This window comes from Enterobacter sp. PP-008-ECC_S150, assembly GCF_045257065.1.
Lineage (GTDB): Bacteria > Pseudomonadota > Gammaproteobacteria > Enterobacterales > Enterobacteriaceae > Enterobacter > Enterobacter chengduensis.
On record NZ_JBJHHG010000003.1, the window covers coordinates 192,206 to 212,419 of the forward strand.

At 57.2% G+C, this 20,214-nt stretch carries 20 protein-coding genes and 1 pseudogene; 11 read left to right on the forward strand and 10 right to left on the reverse strand.

Annotated elements, in window-relative coordinates; translation table 11 throughout:
• Positions 1 to 69 precede the first annotated feature (69 nt).
• Positions 70 to 1,164 carry a redox-regulated ATPase YchF gene (gene ychF, locus ACJBF3_RS05275; RefSeq protein ID WP_003856650.1) on the reverse strand — a complete coding sequence of 365 codons (1,095 nt, stop codon included), beginning with the start codon at positions 1,162 to 1,164 and terminating at the stop codon, positions 70 to 72.
• A gap of 126 nt (positions 1,165 to 1,290) precedes the next feature.
• The gene (gene pth / locus ACJBF3_RS05280; RefSeq protein WP_023336005.1) at positions 1,291 to 1,875 is read right to left on the reverse strand and encodes an aminoacyl-tRNA hydrolase; all 585 of its coding nucleotides are present in this window, start codon (positions 1,873 to 1,875) and stop codon (positions 1,291 to 1,293) included.
• A gap of 274 nt (positions 1,876 to 2,149) precedes the next feature.
• Here pth and ychH point away from each other — a divergent pair, with 274 nt between their 5' ends.
• Together ychH and ACJBF3_RS05290 are read left to right on the forward strand one after the other, a co-directional pair.
• Positions 2,150 to 2,425, forward strand: coding sequence for a stress-induced protein YchH (ychH, locus tag ACJBF3_RS05285; RefSeq protein ID WP_032656663.1), 276 nt, complete (start codon positions 2,150 to 2,152; stop codon positions 2,423 to 2,425).
• Positions 2,426 to 2,544: 119 nt separating this feature from the next.
• Entirely contained in the window at positions 2,545 to 3,603 is a 1,059-nt protein-coding gene (locus ACJBF3_RS05290; RefSeq protein ID WP_045329450.1) for a MerR family transcriptional regulator, read from the forward strand.
• Here the strand turns inward: ACJBF3_RS05290 and dauA are convergent.
• The 4 genes from dauA to lolB all read right to left on the reverse strand — a co-directional run bounded on the left by dauA (position 3,589) and on the right by lolB (position 7,943).
• Positions 3,589 to 5,268, reverse strand: a complete 1,680-nt coding sequence (gene dauA / locus ACJBF3_RS05295) for a C4-dicarboxylic acid transporter DauA (protein WP_045329448.1) — start codon at positions 5,266 to 5,268, stop codon at positions 3,589 to 3,591. The genes ACJBF3_RS05290 and dauA overlap by 15 nt on opposite strands.
• A 124-nt stretch (positions 5,269 to 5,392) precedes the next feature.
• A complete protein-coding gene (gene prs / locus ACJBF3_RS05300) occupies positions 5,393 to 6,340 on the reverse strand; it encodes a ribose-phosphate diphosphokinase (RefSeq protein ID WP_003856663.1) in 948 nt (315 codons plus the stop codon).
• Positions 6,341 to 6,465: 125 nt separating this feature from the next.
• A complete protein-coding gene (ispE, locus tag ACJBF3_RS05305) occupies positions 6,466 to 7,335 on the reverse strand; it encodes a 4-(cytidine 5'-diphospho)-2-C-methyl-D-erythritol kinase (RefSeq protein WP_045329446.1) in 870 nt (289 codons plus the stop codon).
• Positions 7,332 to 7,943, reverse strand: coding sequence for a lipoprotein insertase outer membrane protein LolB (lolB, locus tag ACJBF3_RS05310; RefSeq protein ID WP_045329444.1), 612 nt, complete (start codon positions 7,941 to 7,943; stop codon positions 7,332 to 7,334). The genes ispE and lolB overlap by 4 nt, the downstream gene beginning before the upstream one ends.
• Positions 7,944 to 8,268: 325 nt before the next feature.
• Here lolB and hemA point away from each other — a divergent pair, with 325 nt between their 5' ends.
• From hemA to kdsA, 6 genes and pseudogenes are all read left to right on the forward strand, one after another.
• Positions 8,269 to 9,525, forward strand: coding sequence for a glutamyl-tRNA reductase (gene hemA, locus ACJBF3_RS05315; protein WP_045329442.1), 1,257 nt, complete (start codon positions 8,269 to 8,271; stop codon positions 9,523 to 9,525).
• Positions 9,526 to 9,566: 41 nt separating this feature from the next.
• Positions 9,567 to 10,649 (forward strand): peptide chain release factor 1, encoded by a 1,083-nt coding sequence (gene prfA, locus ACJBF3_RS05320; RefSeq protein ID WP_045329440.1) that lies wholly within the window; start codon positions 9,567 to 9,569, stop codon positions 10,647 to 10,649.
• Positions 10,649 to 11,479, forward strand: a complete 831-nt coding sequence (prmC, locus tag ACJBF3_RS05325) for a peptide chain release factor N(5)-glutamine methyltransferase (RefSeq protein WP_045329438.1) — start codon at positions 10,649 to 10,651, stop codon at positions 11,477 to 11,479. The genes prfA and prmC overlap by 1 nt, the downstream gene beginning before the upstream one ends.
• Positions 11,479 to 11,571: pseudogene (locus tag ACJBF3_RS05330) on the forward strand (siroheme synthase); the annotation flags it as partial. The gene prmC and the pseudogene ACJBF3_RS05330, both read left to right, overlap by 1 nt.
• A gap of 41 nt (positions 11,572 to 11,612) precedes the next feature.
• Complete coding sequence (sirB1, locus tag ACJBF3_RS05335; protein ID WP_032641067.1) at positions 11,613 to 12,422, forward strand: invasion regulator SirB1; 810 nt, start codon at positions 11,613 to 11,615, stop codon at positions 12,420 to 12,422.
• A gap of 36 nt (positions 12,423 to 12,458) precedes the next feature.
• Positions 12,459 to 13,313, forward strand: coding sequence for a 3-deoxy-8-phosphooctulonate synthase (kdsA, locus tag ACJBF3_RS05340; RefSeq protein ID WP_045329436.1), 855 nt, complete (start codon positions 12,459 to 12,461; stop codon positions 13,311 to 13,313).
• Between the two features lie 115 nt (positions 13,314 to 13,428).
• On the opposite strand, the gene chaA is transcribed toward kdsA, so the two are convergent.
• On the reverse strand, positions 13,429 to 14,529 hold the full coding sequence (chaA, locus tag ACJBF3_RS05345) for a sodium-potassium/proton antiporter ChaA (RefSeq protein ID WP_045329435.1): 1,101 nt from the start codon (positions 14,527 to 14,529) through the stop codon (positions 13,429 to 13,431).
• A gap of 269 nt (positions 14,530 to 14,798) precedes the next feature.
• Here chaA and chaB point away from each other — a divergent pair, with 269 nt between their 5' ends.
• Positions 14,799 to 15,029, forward strand: a complete 231-nt coding sequence (gene chaB / locus ACJBF3_RS05350) for a putative cation transport regulator ChaB (protein WP_045329465.1) — start codon at positions 14,799 to 14,801, stop codon at positions 15,027 to 15,029.
• A gap of 177 nt (positions 15,030 to 15,206) precedes the next feature.
• Positions 15,207 to 15,902, forward strand: a complete 696-nt coding sequence (locus ACJBF3_RS05355; RefSeq protein WP_045329433.1) for a gamma-glutamylcyclotransferase — start codon at positions 15,207 to 15,209, stop codon at positions 15,900 to 15,902.
• Positions 15,903 to 15,931: 29 nt separating this feature from the next.
• Here the strand turns inward: ACJBF3_RS05355 and ACJBF3_RS05360 are convergent, their stop codons facing one another.
• The 3 genes from ACJBF3_RS05360 to ACJBF3_RS05370 form a co-directional block, all read right to left on the reverse strand.
• Positions 15,932 to 16,171, reverse strand: a complete 240-nt coding sequence (locus tag ACJBF3_RS05360) for a DUF1883 domain-containing protein (RefSeq protein ID WP_045329432.1) — start codon at positions 16,169 to 16,171, stop codon at positions 15,932 to 15,934.
• A gap of 211 nt (positions 16,172 to 16,382) precedes the next feature.
• Positions 16,383 to 18,167, reverse strand: a complete 1,785-nt coding sequence (locus ACJBF3_RS05365; protein ID WP_045329430.1) for a methyl-accepting chemotaxis protein — start codon at positions 18,165 to 18,167, stop codon at positions 16,383 to 16,385.
• A 106-nt stretch (positions 18,168 to 18,273) separates the two neighbouring features.
• On the reverse strand, positions 18,274 to 18,627 hold the full coding sequence (locus ACJBF3_RS05370; RefSeq protein ID WP_045329428.1) for a DsrE/DsrF/TusD sulfur relay family protein: 354 nt from the start codon (positions 18,625 to 18,627) through the stop codon (positions 18,274 to 18,276).
• 177 nt (positions 18,628 to 18,804) lie between these two features.
• Between ACJBF3_RS05370 and ACJBF3_RS05375 the strand changes: the two genes are divergently transcribed.
• Positions 18,805 to 20,211, forward strand: a complete 1,407-nt coding sequence (locus ACJBF3_RS05375) for a YchO/YchP family invasin (protein ID WP_045329427.1) — start codon at positions 18,805 to 18,807, stop codon at positions 20,209 to 20,211.
• Positions 20,212 to 20,214: the final 3 nt, after the last annotated feature.

A 20,214-nucleotide genomic window follows, 5' to 3' on the forward strand; every position in this document is an offset into this window, starting at 1 on the left:
CTTACTAATAAATTTTTCGAAAAATAAAAAATCCACGCCTAAGCGTGGATTTTATTCATTCAAAACCAATCAAACGTTAAACAGGAAGTTCATCACATCGCCATCTTTAACGATGTAATCTTTCCCTTCTGCACGCATCTTGCCTGCTTCTTTCGCGCCTTGCTCACCCTTGTAGGTGATGAAGTCTTCAAACGCGATAGTCTGCGCGCGAATAAAGCCTTTCTCGAAGTCGGTGTGGATTTTACCCGCAGCCTGAGGCGCAGTTGCACCCACAGGGATAGTCCACGCACGCACTTCCTTCACGCCAGCGGTGAAGTAGGTCTGCAGGTTCAGCAGCTCATAGCCTGCGCGAATTACGCGGTTCAGGCCCGGCTCTTCCAGACCCAGCTCGGCCATGAACTCTTCACGGTCGGCGTCGTCCAGCTCGGCGATGTCGGATTCAACGGCCGCGCAAACCGCCACAACCACAGAACCTTCCGCCGCGGCGATTTCACGTACTTTGTCCAGGTACGGGTTGTTCTCGAAACCGTCTTCGTTAACGTTGGCGATGTACATGGTTGGCTTCAGGGTCAGGAAGCTCAGGTATTTGATCGCCGCCTTGTCTTCGTCAGTCAGGTTTTTCAGCGCGCGCAGCATGCCCGCGTTTTCCAGCTGTGGCAGGCATTTTTCCAGCGCAGCCAGTTCCGCTTTCGCGTCCTTGTCGCCGCCTTTCGCTTTCTTCTGCACGCGGTGAATAGCGCGTTCGCAGGTGTCGAGGTCAGAGAGCGCCAGCTCGGTGTTGATAACGTCGATGTCGTCAGCGGGATCCACTTTGTTGTTAACGTGGATGATGTTGTCGTTCTCGAAGCAGCGCACAACGTGGCCGATCGCTTCGGTTTCACGAATGTTGGTCAGGAACTGGTTACCCAGGCCTTCACCTTTGGATGCGCCTTTTACCAGGCCCGCGATGTCCACGAATTCCATGGTGGTTGGCAGAATGCGCTGCGGCTTCACGATTTCCGCAAGCTGGTCCAGACGCGGGTCAGGCATTGGCACAACGCCGGTGTTAGGTTCGATGGTACAGAACGGGAAGTTCGCCGCTTCGATACCCGCTTTGGTAAGCGCGTTAAACAGGGTGGATTTGCCCACGTTTGGCAGACCGACGATACCGCATTTGAATCCCATTTCTAAATCACCTTAATATCTTGATAATCAATCCGTTACCGATAACCGATTGATGAAAAGTAAATAACTATGCCTATTATACACGTAACCCGCATGACGCGCGGTAAAAAAGCCGGATCGGGCGGATTATTGCGCTTTGAAAGCGTGTAAGCGGTTTGTCGCTTTGGTTAACCCGTCTTTCAGCCAGATTTCAGTGCAGCGCGCCGCCTCGTCTACCGCCTCGTCAATCAGTTTTTGTTCGGAAACCGGGGGCTTACCGAGCACGAAACCGACAACTTTGTTTTTATCGCCCGGATGGCCGATTCCGACGCGCAAACGGTGGAAATTCGGGTTATTGCCCAGCTTGCTGATGATGTCTTTAAGGCCGTTGTGGCCGCCGTGTCCGCCGCCCAGCTTGAATTTTGCCACGCCGGGCGGAAGATCCAGCTCATCGTGAGCCACCAGAATTTCATCCGGATTGATGCGATAAAACGTTGCCATGGCCGCCACGGCTTTACCGCTCAGGTTCATAAAAGTGGTGGGCACCAGCAGGCGCACATCAGCACCGGCAAGATTAATACGTGAGGTATACCCGAAGAATTTAGGTTCTTCACGCAGGGGAGCACGTAACCGTTCGGCCAGCAGATCGACGTACCATGCCCCGGCATTGTGGCGGGTGGCCGCGTACTCTGCGCCCGGGTTGGCGAGGCCGACAATCAGTTTAATCGTCACGAGGTAATTCCTAATGGGTTCCAGATCTGGCGCGTAGTTTACTGCCTGGCGCGCCGCTTGACAAAATTCTGCGATCTTCTCAGCGAAATACGAATAATTACTGATTTGAACAATTAGAATTTCAAGCTGTTCAATGTCTTATTTGTAAACTTTTGTTTGGGCGTTATCTGTAATTGTGATCATTCACGCAACTCATAAAAGGGGCGTTGTCTATACTTTACACACAAGGATTAGGGGCTTTTCCCCTGACAACCCAAAGTTCCGGAGGTGACACATGAAACGCAAAAACGCTTCGTTACTCGGTAACGTGCTGATGGGGTTAGGGCTGTTCGTGATGGTAGCCGGCGTGGGTTACTCCATTTTAAACCAGCTGCCGCAGCTTGACCTCCCGCAATACTTTGCGCACGGGGCAATATTGAGCATCTTCGTTGGTGCGGTACTGTGGCTGGCGGGGGCGCGCGTGAGCGGCCATGAGGAAGTGTGTGATAAATACTGGTGGGTGCGCCACTACGACAAACGCTGTCGCCGCGACCAGCATAAGCACAGCTAGTGCACTCTAAGAATACCGAAACGACTTCATCTGAAGTCGTTTTTTTTTGCATCAAGGGTTGACCCTCACGTAACGTAAGGCTCCAGAGTCGGGCCACTGGCAAAGAAAAAGGAGCTGTTATGTTGATTCAGGTGGGGGAGCTGGCCAAACGAGCCGGGATCACCGTGCGAACCTTGCATCACTATGAGCAAACAGGGTTGCTGCTGCCTTCTGCCAGAAGCGCGGCAGGTTACCGGCTCTACAATCTGGCGGATGTCCAGCGTCTGCACATGATCCAGGCGCTGGCAAAAGCGGGGCTGGAACTTGCTGAAATCAGGGATTTCCTGGAGCAGGCGTCGCTGTCGTTAACAGAGCTACTCGATGCGCAAATCACGCTGCTGGATAAACAGCTGCGCAGCATACATACGCTGCGCGACCGGCTGGTGGATCTGCGTAACGGGCTTCTCGACGATGCGGCTCCAGATCTGGAATCCTGGCTACAGACGCTGGAGTTAATGAATATGTACGATCGCTGGTTTAGCAAAGAAGAGTTACAGCAGCTGCCCTTTGCGGTGCAGAAGGATGCGCTGGCGGCCATCTGGTCAGGGCTGGTTGCGGAGGCAAACACGCTGTTGAAACAGCACATACCTGTTACGGACCCGCGGGCGATGGACCTGGCGACGCGCTGGATGGAACGCCTGGAACAGGACACGGCAGGCAAGCCGGAGTTTCTCACCCGGCTGAACGAGATGCACAGCCTTGAACCGCAGATGCAGGCGCAGACCGGCATTACGCCGGAGATGACGGATTACATTACGCGCGCGTTTGCGGAATCGAAGCTCAGCATATGGGAGAAGTACCTTACCCCCGAAGAGATGGCCTTTACCCGGGCACATTACTTTGACCGCATGATGGAGTGGCCGCCGCTGGTGGAGAAACTGCATCAGGCGCAGCGGGAGAATAGCGACCCCGTTTCAGAGGACGCGCAAATGCTGGCTGAAAACTGGCTGGCGTTATTCCAGTCGTACGCGGGGACGAACCCTGAGACGCAGCAAAAGTTTCGTACTGCCATGCAGCAGGAGCCGCATCTTATGAAGGGAACGTGGATGACGCCTGCCGTGCTTGCATGGCTCCAGCAGGCGATCGGAGTGATGATGCAGAGACGTTTCTCTGCATCAGGTGACTCACAGGTCCGCTAGCGCGGCTTCGCGGTTAGGGTAGAAGGAGAGACGGCCAGGGACAGGCTGAACGCCCGCGCGCGCCATGGTGCGCAGGGGCTGGAACTCCAGGTTACTCACCCGCAGCTCACAGCCTTCCGGCAGACGTGCGACAAAGCGCTGGAAGGCATCCAGCCCACCGGCATCCAGCACCGGTACGGCATCCCACTTAAGCACCACAACCCGTTTGCCCGCGATGCGGGACTCCAGATCGCTAAACAGGCCTTCCGCCGCCGCGAAGAACAGCGGGCCAATCACGCGCAGCACCAGCACATCATCAGGCACCTCAACGTTGACCGGGGAGAGGCGGGTCATTTGCGCAATGCGGCGCATAAACAGCAGGGAAGCCAGCACGATCCCGACGCTGATGGCGATAACCATATCGAACAGCACGGTCAGCGACATGCAGATCAGCATCACGATGATGTCGTCTTTCGGCGCGCGACGCAGCAGGTTCACCACCTTGTGCGCCTCGCTCATGTTCCAGGCCACCATCAACAGCAGGGCGGCCATGGCGGAGAGCGGTAGCCAGGAGAGCAGCGGGGCGAGGATCAGCAGAGCGAGGATCACCAGCACGGAGTGGATAACCGCCGAAACGGGCGAGGTTGCCCCCGCGCGCACGTTCGCCGCAGAGCGGGCGATGGCTGCCGTGGCGGTAATACCGCCGAAGAACGGTGCGACGAGGTTGCCTAATCCCTGACCGACCAGCTCGCTGTTGGCTTTGTGCTTGGTGCCGGTCATGCCGTCAAGGACGACGGCGCAGAGCAGGGACTCAATCGCCCCCAGCATCGCCATTGAGAACGCGGCGGGAAGTAACGCACGCAGGGAATCCCAGCTCAGGGTGAAGCTGGAGCCGGGCATGTCCCACGGCAGCACCAGCTGCGGCAACAGCTGCGGAATGCCGCTACCCTGTGAACCGTCCGCCAGCACATAGTGGAACTGCGAGCCGATGGTCGCGACATGACCGCCGAACATGTTGACGATGGCCATCACACCGCAGCCCAGCAGCAGCGCGGGCAGATGGCCCGGCAGACGGATCCCCAGACGAGGCCAGACGATCAGCGTGCCCAGGGTGACAACCCCAATCGCCGCATCGCCCAGATTGGCGGTAGGCAGCGCCATAAACAGCGCGCCGACCTTTTGTAGATAATGTTCCGGGACGTGCGCCATATGCAGGCCGAGGAAATCTTTTATTTGCATCGTCCCAATGGTGATGCCGATCCCCGAGGTGAATCCCAGCGTCACGGAAAGGGGGATGTACTCGATCAGCCGCCCAAAGCGGGCCAGGCCAAACAGAATCAAAAAGACGCCGGACATCAGGGTGGCAACAAGCAGGCCTGCCAGACCAAACTGCTGGGAAACCGGGTAGAGGATCACCACGAAGGCGGCGGTGGGGCCGGAGACGCTGAAGCGCGAGCCGCCGGTCAGGGCAATGGCGATCCCGGCAACGGCCGAGGTGTACAGGCCGTACTGCGGCGCTACGCCGCTGCCAATCGCCAGCGCCATCGCCAGAGGGATGGCAATAATGCCGACGGTGATCCCGGCAATCAGGTCACGCACGAAGCGTGACGAGGTGTACTTCTCTTTCCAGCAGGCGTCGATGAGGGCGCGAAAGGGCAGAACATGTGAGGAGGTTACGTTTTTCACAATTATCTATCATCCGTATGCGCATCATCTGTCATGTGAATGGCAGGTGAAGGAGGCATTAATCATACAAATAAATCTCAGAGACAAAAAAACCCGCCGCAGCGGGTTTTTTGGCCGTGCTCGATCAGTGTTCGAACATTGCAGAGATGGATTCTTCGTTGCTGATACGACGAATCGCTTCGGCCAGCATCCCGGAAAGGGTCAACGTACGCACGTTTGGCAGTGCTTTGATCTCGTCGCTCAGAGGGATGGTATCGCAAACCACCACTTCGTCAATGACGGAGTTGCGCAGGTTGTTTACCGCGTTACCGGAGAAGATCGGGTGGGTTGCGTAAGCGAATACGCGCTTGGCACCACGCTCTTTCAGCGCTTCAGCCGCTTTACACAGCGTACCGCCGGTATCGATCATGTCGTCAACCAGCACGCAGTCGCGGCCAGCAACGTCACCGATGATGTGCATCACCTGAGAAACGTTAGCGCGCGGACGACGCTTGTCGATGATCGCCATGTCGGTATCGTTCAGCAGCTTGGCGATAGCACGAGCACGTACCACGCCGCCGATGTCAGGAGAAACCACGATTGGGTTGTCCAGGTTCAGCTGCAGCATGTCTTCCAGCAGGATTGGGCTGCCGAACACGTTATCAACCGGGACGTCGAAGAAGCCCTGGATCTGCTCTGCGTGCAGGTCAACGGTCAGTACGCGGTCAACGCCGACGCTGGACAGGAAGTCAGCGACTACTTTCGCGGTAATTGGCACACGCGCGGAACGGACGCGACGGTCCTGGCGGGCATAGCCGAAGTAAGGGATTACAGCAGTGATACGGCCTGCGGAAGCGCGACGCAGGGCGTCGACCATAACAACCAGTTCCATCAGGTTGTCGTTCGTTGGAGCACAGGTGGACTGGATGATGAAAATATCACCACCGCGTACATTTTCGTTGATTTGTACGCTGACTTCGCCGTCGCTAAAGCGACCTACGGCGGCGTCGCCGAGGGAAGTGTACAGGCGGTTGGCAATACGTTGTGCTAGTTCCGGGGTGGCGTTACCAGCAAAAAGCTTCATATCAGGCACGAGAAGAACCTCAGGCATGCGTCCAGTGGTGGATAGCGTTCGCCGAAAACTGTGCGGGCCAGGCGAAGGCTATCCAGGCGGTGTATTAAAGAGCGCGATGCAACGTCTGGAACAGGGTGACGTTGTCACCGAAACTCAGTCTGCGCCAGAATGGCCTGCTGTAGGGGGGAGGTGTTCATCCCGCGCGCTACAAAACCATGCAGCCAGTCCGGCGCTTGCTCAAGCACCTGACGAGCGGCGGATTCGGTGTCAAATTCAGCAAAGACACAGGCCCCTGTACCGGTCAGGCGCGACGGCGCGTATTCTAACAGCCAGGAAAGCACCGCATCAACCTCGCGAAAACGTTTTCTTGCGATATCCTCGCAATCGTTGCTGAATTCACAATTTAATAACGTTTTTATTGACCGAACCGGGGTATTCCTTTTCAGGTCAGGATCTTTGAAGATGACCGGGGTCGGAATGCTCACGCCAGGGTGGGCAACCAGATACCACTTCTCCGGCGGTTCCGCCGGGGTGAGGATCTCTCCCACGCCTTCAGCAAAGGCCGCATGACCGTGAACAAACACCGGGACGTCCGCGCCCAGCGTCAGGCCTATAGCGGCCAGTTCGTCCTGCGACAGCCCGCAGCCCCAAAGGTGGTTCAGCGCGACCAGCACCGTGGCGGCGTTAGATGAGCCGCCGCCGAGACCACCGCCCATCGGCAGACGTTTCTCGATACGAATATCCGCACCGCTACCCGCGGGCAGACGACCTGATTGCGCTGCGGCTTTCATCAGCAGACGCGCGGCGCGCACGATCAGGTTGTCCTCGTGCGCCACGCCGTCGACCGGCGTGAGCAGGCAAATCTGTCCGTCATGACGCAGCTCAATGGCGATCGTGTCGCCATAGTCAATAAACTGAAACAGCGTCTGCAGGGTGTGATAACCGTCAGCCCGCTGGCCGGTGATGTATAAAAACAGATTCAGCTTTGCCGGAGAGGGCCAGTGGGTCATCATTTAACGATCCAGTTATCCATTTTCAACTTGATGCGCTGGCTGCCCTGGGTCAGCTCCATATTCGATGGCAGCGACGGTTTACTCTTGCTGTCATAGTCGCTGTACACCACTTTCCAGGTTTTGCCGTTCTGGGTGTAGTTGACCTGGCTCAGACGGTATTGATCGTCCAGGGTGTAGTCGGTGGCGTCACCCGGCAGGCCGAGGATCCACTGGCGCAGGCTGTTGAGCGGGATAGGCATCCCGGTCAGCTTGCCAATCATCTCTTCGGCGTCGGTCGCGGTGTAGTGCTGGCCTTTGTTATCGGTGATCTGCGCTTCACCCGGCTTTGCGTTAAGCTCCAGCTCGGTGCTGCCCAGCGGGTTCAGCAGCAGCAGGCGATAGTTGTCCTGGCCCGTCTGCTGCCAGAAGAAGCGCGCATAAACCTTTTGTTCATCAGAAAGATAGGCGAAGGCGCCGCGCGTCTGGTACTGCTTCAAATTTCGCACGTCCTGCTGGTGCTGACGCCACTGCGGTGAATCAGGGCTTTTACCCGGGCCTTTTGGCTGGGTGACGGTACACGCGGTCAGAACCAGTGCTGCCAGCGGCAGCAGGCGAATCAGTCGGGTCATAATGAGGACAAATCCTTGAGATACGTTGCAGTTATAGCTGTTAATGCTAGCGTCGAAGGGGGCTACCGTCTACGTTCAAATTATCTCAAAGCGTTGTATCTACCCTAAATAATTCAAGCTGCATGAAGGCGGCAAGAGAGTGAATCCCCATGAGCATAGATAACTATGTGATTGGGGGAACGAGCGCAGCCAACGCGCATGCAGCTTGAAGTATGACGGGTATAAGCTATTACTCCGAAAGGGGGCAGTCCCTTTTATTGATCTCGCGCATCCTGTATGATGCGTTCTGCTAACCTTATTAACGCTGGTACTACTCCCGCTCAACATGACCCTATTAGCACTCGGCATCAACCACAAAACGGCCCCGGTTTCGCTGCGAGAACGCGTAACGTTTTCGCCGGATACGCTTGACCTGGCGCTGGACAGCCTGCTTGCCCAGCCGATGGTGCAGGGTGGCGTGGTGCTTTCGACGTGCAACCGTACCGAACTCTATTTAAGCGTAGAAGAGCAGGACAACCTGCATGAAGCGCTGATCCGCTGGCTATGCGACTACCACAATCTCAACGAAGACGAGCTGCGTAACAGCCTGTACTGGCATCAGGACAACGATGCCGTCAGCCATCTTATGCGCGTCGCCAGCGGCCTGGATTCGCTGGTGCTGGGCGAACCGCAGATTCTGGGCCAGGTGAAAAAAGCGTTTGCGGATTCGCAAAAAGGGCATCTTAAAGCCAGCGAGCTGGAACGCATGTTCCAGAAATCCTTCTCCGTGGCGAAGCGTGTGCGAACCGAAACCGACATTGGTGCCAGTGCGGTTTCCGTTGCCTTCGCGGCCTGCACCCTTGCACGCCAAATCTTTGAATCCCTCTCCACCGTCACCGTGATGCTGGTGGGCGCGGGCGAAACCATCGAACTTGTGGCGCGCCACCTGCGCGAGCATAAGGTGAAAAAGATGATTATCGCTAACCGCACCCGCGAACGCGCGCAGGCGCTGGCGGATGAAGTGGGTGCAGAGGTGGTTGCCCTGAGCGACATCGATGAACGCCTGAAAGAGGCGGACATTATTATCAGCTCTACCGCCAGCCCGCTGCCGATCATCGGCAAAGGGATGGTGGAGCGCGCGCTGAAGTCCCGCCGTAATCAGCCGATGCTGCTGGTGGATATCGCCGTTCCGCGCGACGTTGAGCCGGAAGTGGGCAAGCTGCCTAACGCCTACCTCTACAGCGTGGATGACCTGCAAAGCATCATTTCGCACAATCTCGCCCAGCGTAAAGCGGCGGCGGTGCAGGCGGAAACTATCGTTGAGCAGGAAACCAGCGAGTTTATGGCCTGGCTGCGCGCGCAAAGCGTCAGCGAGACCATCCGAGAATACCGCGGGCAGGCAGAGCAGGTGCGTGATGACCTGACTGCCAAAGCGTTAGCGGCCCTTGAACAGGGCGGCGACGCACAGGCAATTATGCAGGATCTGGCGTGGAAGCTGACCAACCGCCTGATCCATGCACCAACCAAATCTCTTCAGCAGGCTGCCCGTGACGGGGATGATGAACGCCTGACTATTCTGCGCAACAGCCTCGGGCTGGAATAGCGCCCTATACCCATTTTCTAAGACAAGGTGCACTTACGCCTATGAAGCCTTCTATCGTCGCTAAACTGGAAGCTCTGCACGAGCGCCATGAAGAAGTCCAGGCGCTGCTCGGGGATGCCGGGACCATTGCGGACCAGGAACGTTTTCGCGCACTCTCGCGTGAATACGCGCAGTTAAGTGATGTTTCTAAATGCTTTACCGACTGGCGACAGGTTCAGGAAGATATCGAAACCGCGCAGATGATGCTCGACGATCCTGAAATGCGCGAGATGGCGCAGGAAGAGTTGCAGGATGCGAAAGCGCGTTCCGAAGAGATGGAGCAACAGCTTCAGGTGCTGCTGCTGCCGAAGGATCCGGACGACGAGCGTAACGCGTTTGTGGAAGTCCGCGCCGGGACCGGCGGTGACGAAGCGGCGCTGTTTGCCGGGGACCTGTTCCGCATGTACAGCCGCTACGCCGAATCGCGTCGCTGGCGCGTGGAGATCATGAGCGCCAACGAAGGCGAACACGGTGGCTACAAAGAGGTTATCGCCAAGATCAGCGGCGACGGCGCGTACGGCCGTCTCAAGTTTGAATCCGGCGGCCACCGCGTGCAGCGCGTGCCGGCCACCGAATCTCAGGGCCGTATCCACACCTCCGCCTGTACGGTGGCGGTGATGCCGGAGCTGCCGGAAGCGGAACTGCCGGACATCAACCCGGCGGACCTGCGCATCGACACCTTCCGCTCCTCCGGGGCGGGCGGGCAGCACGTTAACACCACCGACTCCGCCATTCGTATTACCCACCTGCCAACCGGCATCGTGGTGGAGTGTCAGGACGAGCGCTCACAGCATAAAAACAAAGCCAAAGCCTTGTCCGTACTGGGGGCGCGTATCCACGCGGCCGAAATGGCGAAACGCCAGCAGGCGGAAGCGTCGACGCGTCGTAACCTGCTGGGAAGCGGCGATCGCAGCGACCGTAACCGCACCTACAACTTCCCGCAGGGCCGCGTGACCGACCACCGCATCAACCTGACGCTTTACCGTCTGGACGAGGTGATGGAAGGGAAGCTGGATATGCTGATTGAGCCTATCGTGCAGGAATACCAGGCCGACCAGCTGGCGGCGCTGTCCGAGCAGGAATAATGGATTTTCAGCGCTGGTTACGTGAGGCGGCCGGTGAGCTTTCAGAAAGCGAAAGCCCGAAACGCGACGCCGAAATTTTGCTTGAGCACGTCACGGGTAAAGCCCGCACCTACCTGCTGGCATTTGGTGAAACGCTGCTGACTGCCGCGCAGGAAGCGCAGCTCGCGGGGCTGCTTGCCCGGCGTAAAAACGGCGAGCCGGTGGCCCACCTTGTCGGTGAGCGCGAGTTCTGGTCGCTGCCGCTGTACGTCTCGGCGGCAACGCTGATCCCGCGTCCAGATACCGAGTGTCTGGTCGAGCAGGTGCTGGCGCGTTTACCCGCCTCAGCCTGCCGTATTCTCGATCTCGGTACGGGCACCGGGGCGATCGCGCTGGCCCTCGCCACCGAGCGGCCCGACTGCGCGGTGACGGCGGTAGATGTGATGCCCGACGCGGTGGCGCTGGCGCAGCGTAACGTAGAGCGACTGGGCGTAACTAACGTGACCGTGCTGCAGAGCAGCTGGTTTAAGGCGCTGGAGAATCAGACGTTCGGGATGATTGTCAGCAACCCGCCCTATATCGACGAACACGACCCGCACCTTGCGCAGGGCGATGTTCGCTTCGAGCCCTTGACGGCGCTGGTGGCTGCCAACAGCGGTTTAGCCGATCTTGATCACATTGTGACAACGTCACGGCAACATTTACTTCCCGACGGCTGGCTGGTCGTGGAACATGGCTGGACGCAGGGCGAAGCCGTACGCGCGCTGTTTACGCAAGCGGGTTATCGCGCGGTTGAAACCTGCCGCGACTACGGCGGGAATGAACGGCTGACGCTGGGCCAGTGGGCGTGAAGCAAGGCTATCTGCCATTTACTGATAAAGGCGTAAGGCTGACTGAAAGGCGGTTTGGCGTTATCATCTACATTGTTTTGAGTTTTATCGCGCCCGAGGGTAGCTGTACGCTCGGGCGTTACTGGGGTAAGTCATGAAGTCCTTAGCCGATTTCGAATTTAATAAAGTGCCGCTTTGCGATGGCATGATCCTGATTTCTGAGATGATTCGTGACGATTTCACGTCGCAGTTTGTCTACGATGAGCTGGAGAATCTGGTCAGCCTGGCGCGTGAAGAGATCAATCAGGCGCGCCCGCAGGACTGGCAACTAGAGAAGCTGCTTGAACTTTTCTACGGCGAATGGGGTTTCTGCGACACGCGGGGCGTATATCGCCTGTCTGACGCATTATGGCTGGACCAGGTCTTAAAAAATCGTCAGGGCAGCGCCGTTGCGCTGGGCTCTATTTTGCTGTGGGTCGCGCACCGCCTCGATATTCCGCTGGTGCCGGTCATTTTTCCGACGCAGATGATCCTGCGTGCGGAGTGGCTGGACGGTGAGATGTGGCTCATTAATCCCTTCAACGGCGACACGCTGGATGAACACACGCTGGACGTGTGGCTGAAAGGCAATATCAGCCCGGTGGCCGAGCTCTTCAACGAAGATCTCGACGAGGCGGATAACGCCGAAGTGATCCGCAAGCTGCTGGATACGCTGAAGTCCGCGTTAATGGAAGAGCGTCAGATGGAGCTGGCCCTGCGCGCCAGCGAAGTGCTGCTGCAGTTTAATCCGGAAGACCCGTACGAAATTCGCGACCGCGGGCTGATCTATGCCCAGCTCGACTGCGAGCACGTGGCGCTGAACGATCTGAGTTATTTCGTCGAGCAGTGTCCGGAAGATCCTATTAGCGAAATGATCCGTGCACAGATCAACGCGATCTCGCACAAGCAAATTACACTGCATTAATCTAAATTCCGATTCACACCTGAATAAGGCGATCCTATGAAACAAAAAGTGGTTAGCATTGGTGATATCAAGGTAGCAAACGACCTGCCGTTCGTGCTGTTTGGCGGCATGAACGTGCTGGAATCCCGCGACCTCGCCATGCGTATCTGCGAACACTACGTGACCGTGACCCAAAAGCTGGGCATCCCGTACGTGTTTAAGGCCTCTTTTGACAAAGCCAACCGCTCCTCCATCAACTCTTACCGTGGCCCGGGCCTGGAAGAGGGAATGAAAATTTTCCAGGAGCTGAAGCAGACCTTTGGCGTGAAAGTGATCACCGACGTGCATGAATCCTGGCAGGCGCAGCCTGTGGCGGACGTGGTCGACGTGATCCAGCTTCCGGCATTCCTCGCCCGTCAGACGGACCTGGTGGAAGCGATGGCAAAAACCGGCGCGGTCATCAACGTGAAAAAACCGCAGTTCGTGAGCCCTGGCCAGATGGGTAACATCGTCGATAAGTTTATCGAAGGCGGTAACGACAAGGTGATCCTGTGTGACCGTGGCGCAAACTTCGGCTACGACAACCTGGTGGTCGACATGCTGGGCTTCAGCGTCATGAAGAACGTCTCTAACCAGTCTCCGGTGATCTTCGACGTGACCCACGCGCTGCAGTGCCGTGACCCGTTCGGCGCCGCGTCCGGTGGCCGTCGTGCTCAGGTAACCGAGCTGGCGCGCGCCGGTATGGCGACCGGTCTGGCTGGCCTGTTCATTGAAGCGCACCCGGATCCGGATAACGCAAAATGTGATGGCCCGTCCGCGCTGCCGCTGGATAAGCTGGAGCCGTTCCTGAAACAGATCAAAGCGATTGACGATCTGGTGAAGAGCTTCGACGAGCTGGATACCAGCAAATAATAAAAAAACCCGCTTCGGCGGGTTTTTTTATAGAACATATTGCCGGGTGGCGCTGCGCTTACCCGGCCTACAAAACCCGTAGGCCCTGCAAGCGAAGCGCCGCTGGGCAAAAAGACTACGCAAAAATCGTCATCAGATACGCAATAAACAACGCCATGTGCGCCGCGCCGTTCAGCACGTTGGTGCGCCCGGTTGAAAACGAAATCTGGCACAGCAGCAGCGAGGCGACCATCACAATCATCTCCGGCGCGCCCAGCGCAAACTGCAGGTCGTTACCGGTCATAAAGGCAATCAGCGTCACTACCGGTACGGTGAGTGAAATCGTCGCCAGCACGGAGCCGAAGAACAGGTTCATTGCGCGCTGCACCTGATTGTTCAACACCGCCTTCAGCGCCCCGAGACCTTCCGGAGAAAGGATCAGCAGCGCCACCAGGAAGCCGGTAAACGCCACCGGAGCGTTCAGCTCGGTTAACAGCGTCTCCAGCGGGTTGGCGTTCATCTTGGTGACCGCGATAACCGCAATCAGATGCACGATCAGCCAAACCGTATGCCACCCGCTGCTGTGGGCCGACGGCTTGCCGTGATGCGGGTCATCGTCGTCGCTGTCGTCTTCATGCTCATACACAAACAGGCTCTGGTGCGTTTTGGTCTGAATCAGCAGGAACACGCCGTACATGGCGGCAGAAATCAGTGCGACCAGCAGGGCCTGACCGGTAGAAAAATTCGCGCCCGGCAGCGCCATCGGGAAGACCAGAACGATAATCGCCAGCGGGAAGAGGGCGATCAGATACTGTTTAATGCCAAACAGGTTCATGTACTGGGTCGCAAATTTGCGTCCGCCCAGCAGCAGAGAGAAGCCCACCAGGCCGCCCGTAACAATCATAATGATTGAGTAGAGCGTATCGCGCATCAGCGTCGGCGCGGCATCGCCGGTCGCCATGAGCGCGGAAATCAGGCTGACTTCGAGAATAACAACGGAAAGGCTAAGAATTAACGATCCGTACGGCTCGCCCAGACGATGGGCTAATACGTCCGCATGGCGAACGACGCTAAAGGCGCTGGTTAAAATACCGACCAGGGCAAGAATATTGATACCAACCACCACTGGCAGTGACTGACTGCTTCCCCAGAAGAGCAGCACAGCCAGTGCCAGAACCGGGAAAATGAGTGACGTCTCCTTGTGGCGGGTCTTGACCGCCTCGTGTGTTGCTGTCATGTGCTTCTCCATCAATGCAGGTGCTTGTAATTATAGATAGATTTTGAGGACAATAAATTAACAGAAATCTGTCAAATACCCTTTATTTTTTACTTAATTTTACCCTTTGTGATTTTTTTCTTCTTTGAAGTCTATAATGCCATTTCTTTAATAAATACATACTAAATAACAAGGTATTATAACTTTAGTTTAGTCATTTATTATTGCCGGGTGGCGCCATGGCATATCGTCGTCCACACTTATCTTTTTACGCAAAAGAGAGGTTAATGATGCCCTATAAAGCGAAACGCGAATTACCCGATAACGTACAAAACGTGCTGCCCGCTCACGCGCAGGATATCTACAAAGAGGCGTTTAACAGCGCCTGGGAGCAGTACAAAGATAAAGAAGATCGTCGGGATGATGCCAGCCGCGAAGAGACGGCCCACAAAGTGGCCTGGGCCGCCGTAAAGCATGACTATGAGAAAGGGGACGATGATAAATGGCACAAAAAGAAATAGTCGTAAAATAATTCGCTGCCTTCATTTTGACTTTTCAGGCGGTTGAACTTCCGTTGTATTGCAACGGGTCCGCTAATTGCTTATCGTTATTCAACTGCTGGCAAAATGACCAGCACAGAAGGCCGGGAAGGCGAATTTTAGATGTCGCAAGGAAGCATGCAGTGGCGGAGGTGTAAAGTGTTAACGCGTGATTTCTTAATGAAGGCAGATTGTAAGACGGCATTTGGTGCTATTGAGGAATCGCTTCTCTGGTCAGCTGAACAACGTGCGGCGTCGCTCGCTGCCACGCTTGCCTGCCGCCCGGATGATGGCCCGGTATGGATTTTTGGCTACGGCTCCCTGATGTGGAACCCGGCTCTGGAATTTGTCGAATCGGCAACGGGCACGCTGCCCGGCTGGCATCGCGCATTTTGCCTGCGCCTGACGGCCGGACGCGGCAGCGCGTGCCAGCCGGGGCGCATGCTGGCCCTGAAAGAGGGGGGACGCACCACGGGCGTGGCGTATCGTCTTCCGGATGCCACGCTGGAAGAGGAGCTCACGCTGCTCTGGAAGCGTGAAATGATCACCGGCTGCTATATGCCGAGCTGGTGTAAGCTGGAGCTGGACGACGGACGCACCGTCAATGCGCTGGTGTTTATTATGGATCCGCGCCATCCGCTCTATGAAGCGGACACCCGCACGCAGGTGATTGCCCCGCTCATTGCCGCCGCCAGCGGCCCGCTGGGTACTAACGCGCAGTATCTCTTCTCCCTCGATCAGGAGCTGACCCGCCTCGGCATGAAGGACGACTGTCTGAACGAGCTGGTGGTGAAGGTGAGGACGCTGCTGGAAGGGAACCCGCTCAACGGCACGCTGCGAACAGGCTTTGCCTGATAATACGCCCGGTTCGCCGGGCGCGTCATTTATGCGGCTACGTAGCTGACGGAATGCTCCAGCGACTGGCTGTGGCTGTCGATCAGCACATCCCACGTGCCGGTATACGGCACGGTAAGCCAGGCCTTATCATCCTGCACGGTCAGAATATCCGCCTGGGATTGTTGCTGTGCTTTCGCACTCATCAGATGAATACGACAGCGTTCTGAGCAACGCACCACGACCGTATCCCCGCCAAACAGCTTCAAACTTGTTTTTACCAGTGCCATTTTTTACCCCGTAGTTTTAAACAACGCTCTCCCTGCAGCCATATCCGAGCGTGATGTTGTTCACAATTCACTCATGGCATAACACCAAAGGGGGAGCGCCGGGATGCTGATTTTGATCAAAAAATGGCATAACGATTAAACAAAAATGACAAAATTCCTCAAAATTTCCGCTGGCGCACGTTTTACCCGCTAAACGCGCGCCGGAAGAAAATTATATGCGGAAATGGCCGGCGGTTTCAGCAAGGTCGCCCGCCTGGCTCTGCAGGGCACCCGCGGCGGCGGCGGATTGCACCACCAGCTCGGCGTTCTGCTGGACCATCCTGTCGAGATGGGTCACCGCGTGGTTGATTTCATGGATGCCTTTCATCTGCTCGCTGGTGGCGATGGAGATTTCACGCATGATGCCGGAGACGCTGCCGATGCTGGAGCGGATCTCGTCCATGCTTTCCCCCGCAAGATGCACGTAGCGTGAGCCTGTCGCCACGCTGTCGGTGGTGGAATCAATCAGCGATTTGATCTCCTTCGCTGCCTGGGCGCTGCGGCTCGCCAGGTTACGCACTTCGCCTGCGACGACGGCAAATCCGCGCCCCTGTTCACCGGCACGCGCCGCTTCAACGGAGGCGTTCAGCGCCAGAATGTTGGTCTGGAACGCAATGCCGTCAATCACGCTGGTGATATCGCCAATTTTTGCCGACGCAACTTCAATGGACTGCATGGTGCTGATGGCCTGAGAGACCACCTCGCCGCCGCGCGCCGCGGCCGCGGAGGCTTTGCTCGCCTGATCGTTCGCTTCTGCCGCCGATTCATTCGACTGGGTCACGGAGGCGGTAATCTGCTCCACGGCGCTGGCCGTCTCGCGCAGGCTGGATGCCGCCTGCTCGGTGCGCCCGGAGAGATCCTGGTTACCTGCGGCAATCTCCTGCGCAGCGTTTTTTACCGATTCACTGGCGTCGCGGAGCTGCACCATCACCACCGACAGCTTATCGCTGAAGGCGTTAAAGGCCTGCGCAATCTGCGCCACCTCGTCTTCGCCGGTGTCCGGCAGGCGCTGCGACAGGTCGTTAGTGCCGTTGGCAATGCTGTGCATCGCGTCGCGAATGTCAGACAGGCGTTTCAGCAGGCGGGCAATCAGGAAGTGCACAATGGCCGCGCTCAGCAGCGCCAGGATCACCAGCGAAATCCCCGATGCCTTAAGCAGGGAACGCATGCCGGAGGTGGCGTCACCGTTGTCGAGCGCAACGACTAATAGCCAGCTTGTGCCCGGCACGGCGGTCGCCACGAAGGTTTTTTCAGCGTCGTTGAGCGTTCCGTCGACCGGCTTACCGCTTTTCAGCGCAGCAAAATCAACGCCTTTGATGGTCTCCGCAAAGGGTTTGAGCGTGAGGGCAGGATCGTTGGCCGCAATCACGCTGCCGTCGCTGTTGAGCAGCAGGCCGCTGCTGGCCGGGGTAGGATGGATCCCGCGCACGTTTGCCACCACGCTGTCCATGGCCACATCGCCCGCCACGACCGCTTTCAGGCTGCCATTTTCTTTCACCGGCACGGCGAAGGTCACCACCAGTTTACCGGTCCCTGCGTCAACGTAGGGCGCGGTGACAACCGGACCGTCCGTGCTGACCACCTGCTGATACCACGGGCGAATGGTCGGGTCATAATCCGCCGGGACGCCAGCCGGTTCAGAGAATTTCGCGGTTTTGCTGGCGTAACCAACATAGACGTTAGTAAATCCACCCGCCTGCGCAAGCTGCTTAAACACCGGAACCGGATCGTCGCTCAGCGCAACGGTCTGCGCGGAGGCGATTACCGTCATCTTGCTTTTAACCCAGTCGGCAATCGCCATGTTATGGCTGGCGCTGGTGCTGGTCAGGATATCGCGCTGGGACTGCTGGTTATCCTGACGGGTGACCTGGAAGTTAATAACGGTATTAAGAAGAAGGGCGACGACCAGACAGCCTGCCGTCGTCGCGATGATGCGTGCACGAATCGATCTGAACATAAGTGAAATACCTGCTGTGTTGTTTCCATGCCTATCGGCAACCCCGCAGGTAAACTTGATGCTGAAACCGCGTCCATAAGAAAATAATATTTTTACGACTTTATTATTAAAAAGTTAATACTTTATCGGCGGACAGCGTCCATTCGGCCAGCTCAACCAGCGTACCAATCTCAACGCCATCAATCAGCGGCAGCCCGGTAATGCCGCGCCCGTCGGTGCAGGTCTTGCACAGCTTCACCGGGACGTTTTGCGCGGTGAGGATCTCCAGCATCTGCTGAATGTTATAGCCCTCGGCCGGTTTTTGGCCCTTGAGCCCGGCGGTGACCGCGTCCGACATTAAAAACAGTTTTAACGCCAGGTCGTCCTCTTTTTCGCGCAGCGCAATCGCCAGGCGAAGGCTGTTAAAAAGGGATTCGCTGCCGTAGGCCGCACCGTTGGCGACGATAACAATCTTTTGCATGTTGACTCCTGTTCTTATAAAGGCACGAATAATATAAGGTTTACCGAGTTTACGCTGCCTGCAGCCGTCAATAAACTTCAGGATATTCCTGAAATTTCCCGTAAGGCTGCAATTCTTTCTTAATAGCGTTAAGGTAAGAGCGTCTTTTACAAAACTCAGGCGCAAATCCCGACGTTGATGGCTGTATCGTCCCGCATTCGTTCTCTGCTATTACTCTCCCTCCTGTCGGCCGGAGCCGTTCACGGTGCGCCGAATTCCTTTATGCATCAGGCGCAGCACCCCTTTGATAATAAGGGGGACAGTCTGCCCGACCTCGGCATGGCGGCGCCCACCGGCGAAGGGGAAAAACATCTGGCCGAAATGGCGAAAGCCTTTGGCGAAGCCAGCATGACCGACAATGGCCTGACGACCGGCGAGCAGGCGCGTCAGTTTGCCTTTGGTCAGGTACGCGACGCGGTGAGCGGCGAAGTGAACCAGCAGATTGAGTCCTGGCTGTCGCCCTGGGGAAACGCCAGCGTGAACCTGCTGGTGGATAACGACGGTAAATTTAACGGCAGCAGCGGAAGCTGGTTTATCCCGTGGAACGATAATAACCGCTACCTGAACTGGAGCCAGCTTGGTATGACCCAGCAGACGGATGGCCTGGTGAGTAACGCCGGAATCGGTCAGCGCTGGGTCGCCGGGAAGTGGCTGCTGGGCTACAACACCTTTTACGATAACCTGCTTGATGAAAACCTGCAGCGTGCCGGGCTGGGCGCGGAAGCGTGGGGGGAAAATCTGCGCCTGTCAGCGAACTATTACCAGCCCTTTGCCGGCTGGCGAGAGCGCTCCGACGTCCGGGAGCAGCGCATGGCGCGCGGATATGATGTTACTGCTAAGGCCTGGCTGCCGTGGTTCCATCATCTGAATACCAGCGTCAGCTTCGAGCAATATTTTGGCGATAACGTCGATCTGTTCAACAGCGGCACCGGCTATCACAATCCCGTTGCGGTGAATCTGGGGCTTAACTATACCCCGGTTCCGCTCGTTACCCTGACCGCCGCGCACAAGCAGGGCGAAAGCGGCGAGAGCCAGAATAACCTCGGGCTGAAGCTCAACTATCGCTTTGGCGTGCCGCTGGCTAAGCAGCTTTCCGCCGATGAGGTCGCCGCCGCGCGCTCCCTGCGCGGAAGCCGCTACGACTCGCCGGAGCGCAATAGCCTGCCGGTGATAGAGTTTCGCCAGCGTAAAACGCTATCCGTCTGGCTGGCCACGCCGCCGTGGGACCTGAAAGGGGGCGAGACCGTTATGCTGAAGCTCCAGGTTCGCAGCACGCACGGCATTCGTCAAATCCACTGGCAGGGGGATACGCAGGCACTGAGCCTGACGTCGCCGGCGAAAAGCAACAGCAGCGACGGCTGGAGCGTGATTATGCCTGCCTGGGATGAACGGGAAGGGGCGACAAACCGCTGGCACCTGTCGGCGGTGGTGGAAGATGAGAAAGGCCAGCGCGTCTCGTCCAATGAGATCGCGCTTGCGGTGGCGCAGCCGCTGGTCGCCCTGCCGGACAACGACCCGCGCTGGAAGCTGCTGCCGGATGAGTAACGC

What these genes read in the sequence shown, in the direction of transcription:
- ychF (WP_003856650.1), bottom strand. Translation starts at nt 1,164, where the DNA reads ATGGGATTCAAATGCGGTATCGTCGGTCTGCCAAACGTGGGCAAATCC.
- ychH (WP_032656663.1), top strand. Translation starts at nt 2,150, where the DNA reads ATGAAACGCAAAAACGCTTCGTTACTCGGTAACGTGCTGATGGGGTTA.
- ACJBF3_RS05290 (WP_045329450.1), top strand. Translation starts at nt 2,545, where the DNA reads ATGTTGATTCAGGTGGGGGAGCTGGCCAAACGAGCCGGGATCACCGTG.
- ispE (WP_045329446.1), bottom strand. Translation starts at nt 7,335, where the DNA reads ATGATGACCCACTGGCCCTCTCCGGCAAAGCTGAATCTGTTTTTATAC.
- lolB (WP_045329444.1), bottom strand. Translation starts at nt 7,943, where the DNA reads ATGACCCGACTGATTCGCCTGCTGCCGCTGGCAGCACTGGTTCTGACC.
- hemA (WP_045329442.1), top strand. Translation starts at nt 8,269, where the DNA reads ATGACCCTATTAGCACTCGGCATCAACCACAAAACGGCCCCGGTTTCG.
- prfA (WP_045329440.1), top strand. Translation starts at nt 9,567, where the DNA reads ATGAAGCCTTCTATCGTCGCTAAACTGGAAGCTCTGCACGAGCGCCAT.
- prmC (WP_045329438.1), top strand. Translation starts at nt 10,649, where the DNA reads ATGGATTTTCAGCGCTGGTTACGTGAGGCGGCCGGTGAGCTTTCAGAA.
- sirB1 (WP_032641067.1), top strand. Translation starts at nt 11,613, where the DNA reads ATGAAGTCCTTAGCCGATTTCGAATTTAATAAAGTGCCGCTTTGCGAT.
- kdsA (WP_045329436.1), top strand. Translation starts at nt 12,459, where the DNA reads ATGAAACAAAAAGTGGTTAGCATTGGTGATATCAAGGTAGCAAACGAC.
- chaA (WP_045329435.1), bottom strand. Translation starts at nt 14,529, where the DNA reads ATGACAGCAACACACGAGGCGGTCAAGACCCGCCACAAGGAGACGTCA.
- chaB (WP_045329465.1), top strand. Translation starts at nt 14,799, where the DNA reads ATGCCCTATAAAGCGAAACGCGAATTACCCGATAACGTACAAAACGTG.
- ACJBF3_RS05360 (WP_045329432.1), bottom strand. Translation starts at nt 16,171, where the DNA reads ATGGCACTGGTAAAAACAAGTTTGAAGCTGTTTGGCGGGGATACGGTC.
- ACJBF3_RS05365 (WP_045329430.1), bottom strand. Translation starts at nt 18,167, where the DNA reads ATGTTCAGATCGATTCGTGCACGCATCATCGCGACGACGGCAGGCTGT.
- ACJBF3_RS05370 (WP_045329428.1), bottom strand. Translation starts at nt 18,627, where the DNA reads ATGCAAAAGATTGTTATCGTCGCCAACGGTGCGGCCTACGGCAGCGAA.
- ACJBF3_RS05375 (WP_045329427.1), top strand. Translation starts at nt 18,805, where the DNA reads ATGGCTGTATCGTCCCGCATTCGTTCTCTGCTATTACTCTCCCTCCTG.